This window comes from Clostridium sp. (assembly GCF_050717635.1).
Lineage (GTDB): Bacteria > Bacillota > Clostridia > Clostridiales > Clostridiaceae > Clostridium_AD.
The window spans coordinates 13,148-28,454 of the sequence record NZ_JBOITO010000040.1 but is presented as its reverse complement, the minus strand read 5'-3'; the positions used below and the strand labels follow the sequence as shown (position 1 = coordinate 28,454).

Annotated in this window: 17 protein-coding genes; all 17 read left to right on the top strand. The window is 32.3% G+C overall.

Going from position 1 to position 15,307, the window contains the following annotated elements:
- The first annotated feature begins 31 nt into the window (after positions 1-31).
- The 17 genes from ACREWB_RS20910 to flgK all read left to right on the top strand — a co-directional run bounded on the left by ACREWB_RS20910 (position 32) and on the right by flgK (position 15,278).
- Complete coding sequence (locus ACREWB_RS20910) at positions 32-430, top strand: DUF1292 domain-containing protein (protein ID WP_431549411.1); 399 nt, start codon at positions 32-34, stop codon at positions 428-430.
- A 119-nt stretch (positions 431-549) separates the two neighbouring features.
- The gene (locus tag ACREWB_RS20905) at positions 550-1,194 is read left to right on the top strand and encodes an HAD-IB family hydrolase (protein WP_431549410.1); all 645 of its coding nucleotides are present in this window, start codon (positions 550-552) and stop codon (positions 1,192-1,194) included.
- A gap of 37 nt (positions 1,195-1,231) precedes the next feature.
- A complete protein-coding gene (locus ACREWB_RS20900; protein ID WP_431549409.1) occupies positions 1,232-2,116 on the top strand; it encodes an aminotransferase class IV in 885 nt (294 codons plus the stop codon).
- Positions 2,117-2,187: 71 nt separating this feature from the next.
- Positions 2,188-4,140 carry a flagellar assembly protein A gene (locus ACREWB_RS20895; protein ID WP_431549408.1) on the top strand — a complete coding sequence of 651 codons (1,953 nt, stop codon included), beginning with the start codon at positions 2,188-2,190 and terminating at the stop codon, positions 4,138-4,140.
- A gap of 11 nt (positions 4,141-4,151) precedes the next feature.
- Positions 4,152-4,601: a chemotaxis protein CheW gene (locus ACREWB_RS20890; RefSeq protein WP_431549407.1), complete on the top strand. Its 450-nt coding sequence runs from the start codon at positions 4,152-4,154 to the stop codon at positions 4,599-4,601.
- A 13-nt stretch (positions 4,602-4,614) separates the two neighbouring features.
- Positions 4,615-5,103, top strand: a complete 489-nt coding sequence (locus ACREWB_RS20885; RefSeq protein WP_431549406.1) for a chemotaxis protein CheD — start codon at positions 4,615-4,617, stop codon at positions 5,101-5,103.
- A 77-nt stretch (positions 5,104-5,180) separates the two neighbouring features.
- A complete protein-coding gene (locus tag ACREWB_RS20880; RefSeq protein WP_431549454.1) occupies positions 5,181-6,206 on the top strand; it encodes a protein-glutamate methylesterase/protein-glutamine glutaminase in 1,026 nt (341 codons plus the stop codon).
- A gap of 7 nt (positions 6,207-6,213) precedes the next feature.
- A complete protein-coding gene (locus tag ACREWB_RS20875; protein WP_431549405.1) occupies positions 6,214-6,978 on the top strand; it encodes a CheR family methyltransferase in 765 nt (254 codons plus the stop codon).
- Positions 6,979-7,008: 30 nt separating this feature from the next.
- Positions 7,009-9,015, top strand: a complete 2,007-nt coding sequence (locus ACREWB_RS20870) for a chemotaxis protein CheW (protein WP_431549404.1) — start codon at positions 7,009-7,011, stop codon at positions 9,013-9,015.
- A gap of 15 nt (positions 9,016-9,030) precedes the next feature.
- Positions 9,031-9,630 (top strand): chemotaxis protein CheC, encoded by a 600-nt coding sequence (locus tag ACREWB_RS20865; protein ID WP_431549403.1) that lies wholly within the window; start codon positions 9,031-9,033, stop codon positions 9,628-9,630.
- A 16-nt stretch (positions 9,631-9,646) separates the two neighbouring features.
- Positions 9,647-10,006: a response regulator gene (locus tag ACREWB_RS20860; protein ID WP_431549402.1), complete on the top strand. Its 360-nt coding sequence runs from the start codon at positions 9,647-9,649 to the stop codon at positions 10,004-10,006.
- 12 nt (positions 10,007-10,018) lie between these two features.
- Entirely contained in the window at positions 10,019-10,420 is a 402-nt protein-coding gene (locus ACREWB_RS20855; RefSeq protein WP_431549401.1) for a chemotaxis protein CheW, read from the top strand.
- A 59-nt stretch (positions 10,421-10,479) separates the two neighbouring features.
- Entirely contained in the window at positions 10,480-11,475 is a 996-nt protein-coding gene (gene fliM / locus ACREWB_RS20850) for a flagellar motor switch protein FliM (RefSeq protein ID WP_431549400.1), read from the top strand.
- The gene (fliY, locus tag ACREWB_RS20845; RefSeq protein ID WP_431549399.1) at positions 11,468-12,619 is read left to right on the top strand and encodes a flagellar motor switch phosphatase FliY; all 1,152 of its coding nucleotides are present in this window, start codon (positions 11,468-11,470) and stop codon (positions 12,617-12,619) included. Before fliM ends, fliY begins: the two co-directional genes overlap by 8 nt.
- A 236-nt stretch (positions 12,620-12,855) precedes the next feature.
- The gene (gene flgM, locus ACREWB_RS20840; RefSeq protein ID WP_431549398.1) at positions 12,856-13,128 is read left to right on the top strand and encodes a flagellar biosynthesis anti-sigma factor FlgM; all 273 of its coding nucleotides are present in this window, start codon (positions 12,856-12,858) and stop codon (positions 13,126-13,128) included.
- A 2-nt stretch (positions 13,129-13,130) separates the two neighbouring features.
- On the top strand, positions 13,131-13,541 hold the full coding sequence (locus ACREWB_RS20835) for a flagellar protein FlgN (protein ID WP_431549397.1): 411 nt from the start codon (positions 13,131-13,133) through the stop codon (positions 13,539-13,541).
- A gap of 15 nt (positions 13,542-13,556) precedes the next feature.
- Positions 13,557-15,278, top strand: a complete 1,722-nt coding sequence (gene flgK, locus ACREWB_RS20830) for a flagellar hook-associated protein FlgK (RefSeq protein WP_431549396.1) — start codon at positions 13,557-13,559, stop codon at positions 15,276-15,278.
- The last annotated feature ends 29 nt before the right edge of the window (positions 15,279-15,307 follow it).

Sequence of the window (15,307 nt, the reverse complement as noted above, 5' to 3'; positions counted from 1 at the left end):
ATAACATACTCAAAATAGGAGGTATTACATTATGAATGAAGAGAAAAATTGCGGATGCGGTTGTAACGAAGAAGAAAATGAAATAGAAAGCCAAGGATGCGGATGTGGAAGCAATGAAAATGAAGGTTGTGGATGCGGAGGTCATGAGCATGACGATGAAGGTTGTGGTTGTGGTTGCGGAGAAGGAGAAGGCGAAGCATTAACAGTAGATTTAGAGGATGAAAATGGTAATGTAATTCCATGTGAAGTAGTAGATGGATTTACTTATAAAGATAATGAATTTGCGTTAGTTCAAAATCCTGAGGATGATTCAATTTATCTTTTCAAGGTAGTTGGAGATGAAGAAACAGGAGAACTCGTTATTCCTGAAGATGAAGAATTTGCAGAAGTAACTGCATATTACGAAAAAATGATTAAAGAAGAAAAATAATTTTATAAAAGAGTCGTTGCATATGCATCGGCTCTTTTTAAAGTTTTTTTAAAAAGCATTAATAGTAAGCTTATGGTAATAATAACAATATTAATATGTTTTTTAAGAGAGGAGAACTTATGAAAGAAAAATTGGCTATTTTTGATGTGGATTACACTCTAACTAAACGAGAAACATTAGTAGAGTTTTATCTATTTATGATGAAAAAAAATCGTAGACTAATAAAATATTTACCTGAAAGTATATTTTCATCTATATTTTACGCTTTTAAGATATATGATGCTTCAAAATTGAAGAAAATTTTTATAAGATTTATTGACGGTATAGAGGAAGAGGAAATGAAGAAAATCGTAAGTGAATTTTATGAAACACGATTAAGTAAAATATTATACAAGGATGCTATTGACACCATTAAAAAGATGAAGGCACAGGGGTACAAGATTTATTTGATCTCAGCTTCTGCAGAATTCTATTTGTGTGAACTATATAATATAAAGGAAGTTGACAAGGTAATAGGAACTAGGTTTTTGACTGATGGCGGCTTTCATAGAAATGAAATTATTGGAGAAAATTGCAAAGGCGAGGAAAAAGTAATAAGATTAAAAGAGGTACTAAAGGAAGAAAATATTCAGGTTGATTTTGAAGGTTCATATATGTACTCTGATTCTCTATCAGATCTGCCACTTTTCAACTTAGTGGGGCATCCATATTTAATAAACTTTAAGAAAACACACGATAAAATAGAAATTTTAAAATGGAAATAACAAATAAAAATAATAGAATAACGAAGGGGAAATATATATGGAAAAGTGTACAAATTCATATTTTTTATTGGGAGAAGAAATTAAAAACAGTGCAGAATTCGATGGCTATTATAAGAGTGAAGGTAAAACCTTATATGAAGTTATAAGAGTAAGTGATGGAATTCCGATTTTTCTTATGGAACATCTAGATAGGCTAGAAAACTCTGCAAGCATTATGAAATATAGTCCCCATATTACAAGGGATGAAATTATAGATGGAATTATTAAATTAATAGATATAAATAGTGCTCAAAATGAAAATTTAAAATTAATTATAAATTATGACCCAACAGAGGTGAAAGGTGAAAATAGTAATACTTTCAGTGAAACATTCTTAGCTTATTTTATTCCACATGACTATCCCTCACGGGAGCAATATGAAAAAGGTGTGAAAACCATTACATATCATGGCGAACGTAGTAATCCAAATGCTAAAGTTATTGATAGTGCTTTTAGAGAGGGTGTAAACAGAGAGATTGCAAATACAAAGGCATATGAGGCAATTCTTATAGACAATCAGGGGCTTATTACTGAAGGTAGTAAATCAAATATTTTCATGATAAGGGGAACTACTGTAGTAACTTCAAAGGTTTTAAAAGTGCTTCCAGGTATCACAAGACAATTTATTATAAAAGTTTGTAAGAATTTAAATTTAAACTTTAAAGAAGACGATATCCATGAAAGTGATTTAAAGGATTTAACGGGTTTGTTTATTTCAGGGACCTCACCAAAGGTATTACCAATAAAAAGTGTGGATGAGTACTCTTTTAATTCATCACAAAATCCTATTATAAATTCAATAATGGTAGGATTTGATGTTGAATTAAATCAAGATAAAAAGAAATTTATAAAGTTTCTTTCGAATAAGACGATAAATAAATAAAACATCTTGTATTATACACAAATATAAGGATAAATCATGGTATAATTTCAATATAGAAAGAGGTGGTATAATTGATAGATAAAGTAGGCACTAAGAATTTTCAAGGGGCTAATGTTTTAGAGTGTTTACAAAATGCGAGTATTAGTTTAGGTATCCCAGTAGAAAAGATTAAATATTCAATTCTAGAAGAGAAAAATGGTTTTTTTAAGAAACATGCTGTGATTTCTATAGATGATATAGCTTACTTAAAACAAAAACAAACACCTAGTGAAGAAATAAATGGAACTATAGAAATTCTGTTTGGTGAAATTGTTATAAAAGATCCTAAACAAGGTGGAAAGCCAGCACTAATTTCTACTACAAATAATCTTACGATAACAGTGGATGGTGAAAGTGTAAACCTCCGTACACCTGTATACACGGAAAGTATTATAGAAGTTTTAATTAAAGAAGATGAAGCTAAAAGGAAGATGGATTTAAGGACAAGTTTAGATAAGATGGAAGCTTATATTAGTATTATATACGAACCTAAGATTACTTATAAACTAAAAGATGTGAAGGCCACAAGTTCAGTTGCCTTAGAAATAGAAAAAAAAGAGGAAATTGTACCACCGAAATTCACTGTACTTGAAATTGAAAATGAACTTATAAATCATAATATTAAATATGGTATTTTAAAAGATGAAGTTATAAAATGTTCTGAAGCTATGGAAACCTGTGAACTATTAATTGCAAAAGGAAAAGAGCCTATAAAGAAAATAGATGACAGGCTTGAAATCAAGTATGATTTGGCAAGCAAAGAACACTCTGAAAATTATGAAACCGAACAAATTGTAGACTATAAGGCCATAGGAACCGTTAATGCAGTTGAAAAAGGACAAGTTTTAGCTATTCTTTATCCAGGAGCAGATGGAGAAGATGGAATGGATATTACAGGGAAAGCTGTAAAAGCTAAAAATGCCAAAAAAATAGTATTAGCTGCTGGTTCTGGTGCTGAAATGAAAGATGCATGTACTGTTGTAGCAGCAAGTGAAGGTAGACCCTCTGCTAAGGGAAGTACTTTTTTTGTTTATAAAACCTATGAAGTAAATGGAGATGTGGAACTTAAAACTGGGAATGTTAAATTTTTAGGAGATATAATTATCCATGGCAGTGTACACGAAGGAATGAGCGTAGAATCGGGTAATTCTATTTTAATTAAAGATAATGTAGCAGAAGCGATAATTACTGCTAACGGAGATATTGTAATACGCGGCAATATATTTCATTCATCTGTTTCTGCCGGTAAAGAAGATGTATTAACTCAAGAATATTTGTGCGATTTAAAGAGCATGAAAAACGATCTAGGGAAAATAATTGCTTCAATAGGTCAACTTAAAGATATGAACCTTTTAGAAAAAAATACTAGTGATGGTGAATTAATTAAAATTTTGCTTGAAACTAAATTTAAGAAACTTCCTAAAACATCAATTAAGGTTCTTGAACAAATGTCACAGTCGGAAAGTGAAGAGGATCCATTAATATTTATCATAAAACATAAAATACTTAATTTAGGCCCTCTTAGTATAGAACATTATGAGGAATTAAATGATGTTGTTACAATTATTGACAATAAAATTGTAAACCTCACAATAGATTTAACTCTTCCTGTGGATGTAGTTCTAGATTATTGTCAAGATTCAACAATTAAGAGTTCAGGTAATGTAATCTTTAGTGGAAAAGGACAATATGTATCACAAATATGTGCAAGCAATAGTGTGATATTCAAAAAAGATAAAAGTGTAGCCAGAGGTGGAATTATAAAAGCCGGGAAAGAAATTAAATGTAAAACAGTTGGTGGACATGGGGGGGTATCGACTCAGCTTATTGTTGAAAACCATGGTCAAATATGGGCAGAAGTTGCTTATTCAAATACTAGGTTTACTATAGGGGCTAGAGAATACGTTTTAGATATTGATAGTAAAAATGTACATGCTTATATAGACGATTCTGGAGAGCTAATTGTTGATAAATTACTATTGTAGGGGGAGCTAATATGAAGGACCAAGATATTAAAATCTTGATTTTTAGTGTAAATGATGAGCATTATGCTACTAGTATTATGGAAGTAGAAAGAATACTAGGATACGAAAAAGCAGCTAAAATTCCAGATTCACCAGCATTTGTTGAAGGTGTGATAAATTATGAAGGTGGAATTTTGCCGATTATATCAATATCGAAAAGATTCGATTTGCCTATTACTGAAAACACAGAACAAACTAAGATAATAGTTGCTAAGCAAAACCATAGCAAAATAGGTATAATAGTTGATTTTGTTTCTGAAGTTAAGGATGTAAAGTGCGATAGCATAGAAGATTCACCTGAGATGATTTCTGGAATTTCAAAAAGATACATCAAAGGATTTATTAAAATTGATGGTAAAATAATTATATATTTAAACCTTTCAGGTATATTAACAGAGCAAGAAAAAATACAAATAATGTAAAAAAGGTGTTGAGATGGAATATATTGAAATAAAAGTAGGAATTGCAGATTTAAATGTAGCATACTCTCCGGATAAATTAATAACTGTGGGCCTGGGCTCTTGTGTGGGTATTGCAATTTATGACAGAGTACTATCACTTGGAGGATTGGCACACATAATGCTTCCAGATAGTAGTCAGTTTAACAAAGTAACCAATGAAATAAAATTTGCAGATTTAGCTATACCAATACTCGTCCGCGACATGATAAAAAAAGGTGCAAAGCTTAAAAATATGAGAGCTAAAATAGCAGGTGGAGCTTCCATGTTTAATTTTGCAGATAAAAGTATAATAATGGACATTGGTAATAGAAATGGTATAGCTGTGAAAAATGCGCTTAAAGAACTATCTATACCGATAATAGCAGAAGATATTGGTGGGAATAAAGGAAGAACACTGATATTCGATACCGCTAGTGGATTGCTGTCTATTAGAACTGTAGGTATAGGTATAAGGGAAATTTAGATTTTATGCAAACCACAATGGGGTGAAATATATTGTCAAAAAAAATTAAAGTTATTGTAGTGGATGATTCAGCATTAATGAGAAAAATAATTTCTGATATGGTAAATAGCGAAACAGAAATGGAAGTTATAGATACAGCAAAAAATGGCGAAGAACTGTTATCAAAAATCACCCTTGAAAAACCTGATATAATAACTTTGGATGTTGAAATGCCTAAAATGGATGGGATTGAAACCTTAGGGCAACTTAAAAAAAATAACGTTGATATACCAGTTATCATGCTTAGTAGTATATCTAAAACTGGAACGGAACTCACTATGGAATGTCTACAGCTAGGAGCTTTTGATTTTATAGCAAAACCATCTGGGGCAATATCACTAGACATTAATAAAGTTAAAGATGAACTGGTGCAAAAGATAAAATTAGCTTTTACTCGTAGTATGGCTGAAAACAAAATGAAAGTTAAAAAAAATATCGAATTAAGTATAAATAACTCTCAAAAGGTGGCGGTCCACACTAAAAATTTAGGAGCTTGCGGCATAGAGGCTATAGTTATTGGAGCTTCCACTGGTGGTCCCAAAGCATTATATAAAGTAATAACAGAATTACCTAAAGATTTAGGGGTGCCGGTACTTGTAGTGCAACATATGCCAGCAGGCTTTACAAAGGCTTTTGCGCAGCGACTTAATTTGAACAGTGAAATTATGGTTGTAGAAGCACAAGATGGTGACATCCTAGAAAAAAATGTAGTATATATAGCTCCTGGTGGTTTTCACATGGAGGTAGGTACTGACAAGAAGATACATCTAAATACAGAACCTACGCTATGGGGCGTTAGACCCGCCGCAGATAAACTCTTCTTATCTGCTACTAAAGTTTATGGACCAAGGCTACTAAGTGTTATACTCACTGGAATGGGACGTGATGGAGCAAATGGAACCGAAGTGATTAAAGATAATGGAGGAATTACAATAGCTGAGCATAAGTCTACTTGCATCATTTATGGCATGCCAAAGGCAGCTTTTGAAACGGGTAAAGTGGATGAAGTCATCCCACTTTCGGATATTGCTGAAAGAATCAGTAAAATTCTAGTAGGGAGATGAGATAGCAATGGACTTAATTTATTTTCAGCAATGGGTTTTAAAAGAATATAAGATAGATTTATCAGCATATAAATCTAATCAATTACATAGACGAATCTTAAGCTTAATGTCTAGAGTTGGAGTTAATTCTGTAGATGAATATATTAATTTATTAAAGAGTGATCCTTTGCAAAAGCAAAAGTTCTTAGATTTCATCACAATAAACGTAACAGAATTTTTTAGAAATCCTGAAATATTTTCAGAGTTTTCAAAAAAAATAGCATTGGAGCTACCATATAGATCAGGGCTTAAAATTTGGAGTGCAGCATGTTCTGTTGGAGCTGAACCTTATTCGCTAGCTATGATTATGGATGATTTATATCCTAGAGCCAGTCATAAGATTCTAGCTACAGACATAGATAGCACAATACTAGAAAAGGCTAAAAATGGCGAATATGTTTACGCAGAAATTAAAAATGTACCAAGTGAATTTTTAAATAAATATTTTGTGGTTGTGGGAGATAAACACTGTCTTAATTCTACAATTAAAAAAATGGTAAATTTTAAGAAACATGATCTTATTTTAGATAAGTATGAGTGCAATTTTGATCTGATAGTGTGCCGAAATGTAGTTATTTATTTTAATGCAGACATTAAGGATAAAATATATAAAAAATTTAGTGAATCTCTAAAAAAAGGAGGATTACTGTTTGTAGGGGCTACAGAAAGTATATATAATTATAAAGAATATGGATTTGAAAAAGCGTCTACATTTATTTATAAAAAAATGTAAAAGTTATAACAATTAATGGGAGGGAAAAAAATGGATACATCACAATATATGTCAATGTTTTTAGAAGAGTCAATAGAAAATTTGCAGACATTGAATGAGTCACTTCTTGAGCTAGAACAGAGGCCAGAAAACATAGATAAACTAAACGAAATATTTAGAGTAGCTCATACCATAAAAGGTATGGCTGCAACTATGGGATTTAGTCAGATGGCTGAATTAACACATAAAATGGAAGATGTTCTATCTAAATTTAGAGAAGGTAAACTTAACGTAACTGAAAAGGTTGTAACTGTTTTATTTAGATGTCTGGATACATTAGAAAAAATGGTGAATAATATTTCAGAGGGTATATCTGAAGAACTTTTAATACAAGATATAATAGATGACTTACATTCCATAGCAGAAGGAGAGAATATTTCTGCTAAAACAAAAAAAGAAGCTCCTGTTACGATTAATAATTCTACTAAAAGTGATAAAATTATCCTTAATGAATATGACGTTAATATTGTTAAGCAAGCTATGGAGAAATCGTATAATGCTTTTGATATAAATATTTTAATAAGTGTAAATACGCTGCTTAAATCAGCAAGAGCGTTTCTCATTTTTAAGAGCTTAGAGGAACATGGTGAAATAATAAAATCTATACCTGGAGCTGAAGATTTAGAAAGTGAGAACTTTGAATTTGAAATAAAGTTAATTTATATTACCAGTAAAACTAAAGATGAAGTTGTTGACATTTTGATGAGCATTTCCGAAGTAGATCAGGTAATAGTGGAAGATGTTGTGTTAAAAAATAGTGATGATGAACTGGCAGAAAACATAGGGGAATTTAAAAAAATAGAAGTAAAAGGTTCGGAAGTTGTTCAAAATGAAAATGAAGATAAAAAAGAAGCGGTAGTTCATAAAAAAGCTCATCAATCTGTAAGAGTTGAACTAGATAGGTTAGATAAATTTATGAATATGGTGTCAGAACTTGTAATTCACAGAACAAGACTGGAACAAATAAGTAGTGTTCATAAATTGGATGATTTAAACGAAACACTAGAACAAGTGGGTAGGGCAACTTCAGAACTACAAGATTTAGTAATGAAAATAAGGATGCTTCCACTGGAAGTAGTATTCAATAGGTTTCCAAGGATGATAAGAGATTTATCCAAAAATCTTGAAAAAGAAATGGAACTTGAAATACAAGGACAGGAAACAGAACTTGATAGAACAGTTATTGATGAAATAGGTGAACCATTATTACATTTGCTTCGTAATGCAGCGGATCACGGTATTGAATCCAGTGCAGAGAGAATTTCAAAGGGTAAAAATCCTATTGGGACAATTAGGCTTATAGCTTACGCTGAAGGTACTAAAGCCATAATAAAAGTGGAAGATGACGGAAAGGGCTTAGATGTTAAGAAAATAGTGGCCAAAGCTAATAAAGTAGGTATAAACACAGATGGAATGTCAGATGTAGACATAAAGAATTTGATTTTTGCACAAGGATTTAGTACTAATGAAGAAGTAACAGATATTTCAGGGCGTGGAGTTGGCATGGATGTTGTTAAAACTAAGATTGCAGCCTTAGGTGGAAGCGTAGATGCTACTAGTGAAATTGACAAAGGTACCTCTTTTATTATAAGATTACCACTGACACTACAGATTATACAAGCTCTTCTTGTAAAAATTGGCGATGAAACAATGGCTATTTCTCTTGGTTATATTGATAGGGTAATAGATTATAAAGAAACACTCGTTAAGAAAACTAATAATAAAGAAGTTATTTTTTATAATGATAGTGTAATTCCATTAGTAAGGGTGAGTAAAAGATTACAAACAGAAACGGAGAGTAAAGCAAAGAAATATATTGTTATCGTAAAAGTAGGAGAGAAAACAGTAGGTCTTTTAGTAGATTCCCTTCTGGGGCAACAAGAAATTGTAATTAAGCCTTTAGGGAAGACTCTTCATGGACTAAAAGAATATATAGGAGCAACGATTTTAGGAGACGGCTTAGTTACATTAATATTAGATGTTGCTGCTTTAGTCTAAGGAGGATATTATTATATGGATTATTCAAAGCTTAGTCCTATGCAATTAGATGTGCTACAAGAAGTAGGAAATATTGGTGCAGGGAATGCAGCTACTTCATTATCACAATTATTGAACCAAAAGGTAGATATGACGGTGCCATCAGTAAATATTATTCCTTTTGATGATATTTTTTGTAAAGTTGGTGTGGAAGAAATAGTAATTGGTGTAATCGTGCGAGTTCTTGGTGATATACCAGGAAATATACTGTATACTTTAGATAAGGAAACTGCTTTGAAATTCATTTCGAAACTTATGGGCGAGGAACAGATGGAAATAACGGAAATCGGGAGTTCGGCCTTGTGTGAAATAGGAAATATTATTTCCAGCTCTTTCATGAATGCAATAGCAAAACTTACAAATCTTGTGCTTGTTCCTTCGGTGCCAGCAGTTGCTTTAGATATGGTTGGAGCAATACTTTCAACTACGTTTATTGAGTCAGGGCAATTCGATGAATATATACTTGATTTAGAAACACATTTTTTACAGGAAAATCAAAAAATCAGTGGGCATTTCTACTATATACCAATGCCCGGATCACTAGAAAAAATATTGAATTCATTAGGTGTAAATTAATTGGAGGTAATATAAAATGGCTAAAGTATTAATTGTTGATGACGCGGCATTTATGAGAATGATGATAAAAGACATATTAGAGAAGAACGGGTTTAATGTTATAGGTGAAGCAAACAATGGAATTAAAGCTGTGGAGCTATACAAAGTAGAAAGACCAGATGTTGTTACTATGGATATTACAATGCCAGATATGGATGGAATTGAAGCTGTTAAAGCTATTAAAGCTTTTGATCCTACTGCAAAAATAATTATGTGTAGTGCTATGGGTCAACAATCTATGGTTATGGATGCAATAAGAGCTGGTGCAAGAGATTTTATTGTTAAACCGTTTCAAGCAGATAGAGTACTTGAAGCAATAAAAAAAGTTGTAGGCTAGGAGGGGAACATTATGCAAGTAGTTGTATTTAAGGTTAACGAGGAACAATTTGCAGTGGAAGCATCTAAAGTTCAAAGTATTAATGACATGATGGAAATAACAAAAGTACCAAAGTCGGAAGATTATATAAAAGGTCTAATTAATCTACGAGGGACTATAATTTCTCTACTAGATATAAACCTTCTTTTAAATATAGAAAATGCAGCAGAGAGCCAAGAAAACATCATTATATTGAAACTAGAAGAAGAATCTGTTGGGGTAACTGTAGATCAAGTTGATGAAGTATTAGAAATTGAAGAAGACCAAATAGAAAAAGTTGAAAATGAAAGAGATAAAGGTTATATTCGTGGTGTTATAAACTTTAAAGATAGAATTGTCACATTAATTGATATTAACAAGCTGATCGAAAGATAAAAATTGATTGAACAATAAGAGAAATAATCCTAATGCATATGGAGAAATGAGGTAGAAATATGGCAGAAGTATTATCACAAAGTGAAATAGATTCACTTTTGTCTGCCCTATCCTCTGGGGAAATAGAAGCAGACCAAATTCCAAGCGAAGATGAAAAACATAAAATTAAGCTATATGATTTTAGAAGCCCTCAAAAGTTCTCAAAAGATCACTTAAGAACGCTTGAGCTTATTCACGATAATTATGGAAGAATAATATCAAGTTATTTATCGGCGCAACTTAGAAACAATGTGAAGGTTAAAATTGAAAGTATTCAGCAAATAACCTATGATGAATTTATTCATTCAATTCCTAATCCTACTGTTTTAACTATATTTAAAATGCCACCATTAAGTGGTTCTATATTATTTGAAACTAATCCTCAATTTGCGTTTCAAGTAATTGACATACTCCTTGGAGGGATGGGAAATAGAAAGATCAAATTAAAAGATTTTTCTGATATAGATAAAAACATATTGAAAAAGGTTAATGCCGGACTTATATCTAACTTAAAACTTGCTTGGGAAGATGTTTTAGATGTACAACCAGAGATTGAGGCACTTGAGACCAATCCTGCACTTAATCAAACACTAGCTCCAAATGAACCTGTTGCACTAATTACTTTTTCGGTAGAAATGATGAATACTAATAATTTCATAAATATTTGTATTCCTTATTTAAGTATTGAAAAAGTACTTGATAAGCTAGTTGTGCAATATTGGTTTAGAGAAAATGATGAAGACATTGTCAGTGATTCTAGAACTAGATTAAAAGAACGACTAAATATAGTAAGTGTTCCACTAACAGGACTTCTAGGTTCAACCAATATTACTGTAGATGAGTTTTTACAGTTAACCGAGGGTGATGTTATAACACTGGATAACACCAGTGATAGTCCAGTCAAAGTGTTTGTGGAAGGACAATTGTGTTATACAGGTATTCCTGGTACTATAGGTAAAAATAAGGGGATTCAGATATTAGATATAATAGATAAGGATGTGGAAAATTATGAGTAACGGCTTTCTTTCACAAGAAGAAATTGACGCTCTCTTAAATGGAGGCGACATGAGTTCGGAACCTGACATAACTCCTGAACCTATACAGGCGTTTGAGCTTTCTGATATTGAGAAAGATTTGCTAGGTGAAGTTGGAAATATTTCTATGGGATCAGCATCAACAGCTCTTTCCACTATAGTAGGGCAGCCAGTTAACATTGCTACGCCAGTAGTTACGGTAAGTACGCTTAAAAAGTTAAAAGAACAATATCCAGATCCAAGTATTGCACTAGACGTGAAATTCACAAGTGGAATAACGGGTGGAAACCTTTTAGTAATGCAAACTACTGATGCAGCAGTTATAGCCAGTTTAATGATGGGCGGAGATGGTGTACTTGAAGGAGTGCCGGTGCTATCAGAAATTGAAATTAGTGCTGTTTCGGAGGCTATGAATCAAATGATTGGGTCTGCGGCAACATCTATGGCGACAATGTTTGCTAGAGAAGTGAATATTTCACCTCCAAGTTCTAAGATTTGGGATGCAACCACTTCACCACTAAGTGATAGTATAGATGAAAACGAGGAAATTGTTCAGGTAGCCTTTAAAATAACTATAGGGGAGTTAATAGATAGTGTTATAATGCAAGTATTACCTACGGAGACTGCTAAAAAAATAGTGGCTATTATGATGGGCACAGAAGAAACTAAAGCTCCTAAGGTGGAAAGTACTCCTACACCTGTACCAGCTCCTGTAACAGAAGTGCCACAATATGCACCAACTTATAACAATGTTCAGCCAGAACCAGAATATGAGCCAAAAACAATTGAGAGGCAGCAGCCGCAAGTAGAGGTTAGACAGGCAGAATTTAAACCACTAACAAAAGCTCCGGTTTATAATGCTACTAGAAACATTGACTTAATATTAGATGTACCCTTAGAAATTTCTGTAGTTCTTGGAAAAACTAAAAAGAACATTAGGGATATTTTAAATTTGGGAACAGGTTCTCTAATTGAACTTGATAAGCTAGCTGAAGAGCCAGTAGATATATTGGTAAATGGCAAAAAGGTAGCATATGGAGAAGTTGTAGTTGTAGATGAGAATTTTGGAGTTAGAATTACTAGCATAATTAGTGGAGAAGAAAGAGTTAAGGCATTAGTAGAATAATATTATATGAATTATATATTTTATAAAGGGAATAATGAAAATTTATTCCCTTTTATTTTTTTATAGCTTTATTATATACAAGATACATTGAAAATAAGACTACTTATTTAAATGTATATGTAAATAAATCATTAATAATAAAATACTGTATAAACTTTCGAGTGTTATATACGATAATATAAATAGATAGAATACCGTGAGGACTAAAACATATAAAAAGCAAGGAGTGGATATAAATGAAAATAGATGGAGTAAAAAATAATGTAGTTAATTTCTATAAAAAAAGTGAAGCTAAAACACAGCCAAAGGCAACTGCTATAAAAAAAGACACAATAGAGTTATCCTCGGCTGGGAAAAACCTAAGTGCATTATCATTAGATAGTAAAATGCACAATTCGAAAGAGAAAATAGAAGCAATTAAAAATGATGTAAATAAGGGTACTTACAAGATGGATTCAGCTTTAACTGCTAAAAAGATGATGGATATAATGAAGGGGAGAGATATTTAGTTATGAAAAATAAACTAAATACTGTTATGATTCAGGAAATAGAAGCTGTGACCACGCTTCTGAGTGCACTTGAAGAGCAACATAGATGCATAATTAAAAGTGACATCTTTGGAATGGAAAATTGCGTGGATACCATAAAAAAAGCTAATACAAACATTGCAGCTATGGAAGTTTCCCGGAGAAAAATCACTGAAAACAGAGCTATGAGTGAGATAGTTGAAGAATTTAGAGACGTAGAGATTGAGAAAAATTATTATAAAATTAAAGCTATATTACAAGAAGTTAAAGTGCAAAAGGATACTAATGAGTTACTTATAAAACAAGGACTTAGTTTTACAAGTAGAATTCTTAATATATTAAATCCAGTAAGAGAGAAAGCAACTTACAATTCAAGAGGTAAAATAAACAAATAGTGTGAGGTGATTTAAATGTCAGGATTATTTTCAACTTTTAATGTGGCTACAAGGGGTATGAGCGCTCAACAAAAGGCGCTTGATGTAACTAGTCATAACATAGCTAATGCTAACACAGAAGGCTATTCAAGGCAAAGAGCTACTATGGAGACGACAAGGCCTTTTGGAATGCCTAGTATGAATAATGCTATGGGTGTTGGACAACTCGGTACTGGTGTACAGGTATCCGCCATAGTAAGAATTAGAGATACCTTTTTAGATTATCAGGTAAGAACGGAAAATGGAACAATGGGTTACTACGCAGGGCGCGAAAAATTCCTTTCAGAGATTGAGAGTATTATGAATGAACCTAGTGACAGTGGTGTGTCAAGCTTAATGGATGAGATGTTTAATTCTTGGCAAGATCTTACCAGAAGCCCTGAAAGCTCTAACTCAAGAACAGTGGTAGCAGAACAATCTAGAGCGCTTACAGATGAATTAAACAATACTTATAACCAACTTATAAAAATAAAAGGCAATAGTCAAGATGTTATTAAGCTGAATGTTGTGGATGTAAATAATATGCTTGATCAAATAAATGAGTTAAATCAACAGGTTGTAGCTGTAAAAGTTGGTGGAAATGAGCCGAATGATTTAATGGATAAAAGGGATCTTCTAGTAGATCAGCTAAGTGTAAAGTTTGGTATTACTATTGAAAAGAAAACGCTTGGTGGGCAAGATATTAGAACGGACAAAAATGGTGGTATGGTAAACTCATATCTTATAAAGTCTAGTCCTAACGATGATGTTAGAAGATTTTCTTACATAAGTTCAATAGAAAAAAATGTAGATGGAACAACTTATGATGTTACTTATTATAAAAATGGGGATACGTCATCGGATGCTAATAAAGTAACTATAAATATGGAATTGACTGATGACCAATATAAAAGTTTAGATCAAGGTAGAGTTCTATGGGCAGATAAGGATGGCAATGCCATAGATGGAGCTGGTACTAAAATTGAAGATATAACTGATCCAGAGTTTAGTGATTTAAAACTATTTACTCCTAAAACTGGAGAATTACAAGGATATATGTCTGTACAAAAGGATATAGATAAATATGTAGGAGAGTTAAATGCCTTAGCTAAAGGGATTGCTTTTTCTATAAATGCTGTGCATAGTGGTAGTCTAACTGAAGCAGGTGATGGCCTTAAGTTTTTCGTTAACAGTGATAATAATGTTTCTGGTGAAACAGAAATTACAGCAGGGAACATTACAGTTAATGAAGATATCCTTGAAAATCCAATGCTTATAAACACTGGGAAAGATGCTACATCTGGGCCAACTGATAATACCAGAGCAGTTGCTATTGCCCAGCTTAGATATATTAAATTAGAGATTCAAGGTATAAATGAGGGTACAACAAGAGATCTATTTTTGACCGGTAAAGTAAATCTCGATGCTACAAAAGTTAGTTCTATTAACTCATCTTCCAATGGAATGACTATTAGCGGCTATTTTACAGATTTCGTAAGTAGACTAGGAGTTCAAACACAAACAGCTAAAAAAACTGTTGAAAACCATGAAGTGCTACTAGCAGGATTAAATGAGTCAAGGGCCTCCATATCAGGCGTATCTTTGGATGAGGAAATGGCTAATATGATTCAATATCAACATGCTTATCAAGCTAATGCAAAGATTATTTCAACTGTTGATGAACTACTAGATCTTATTATTAATGGCTTAAAAAGATAAATAATAAATTCAATTGTATGAAGGGGTGA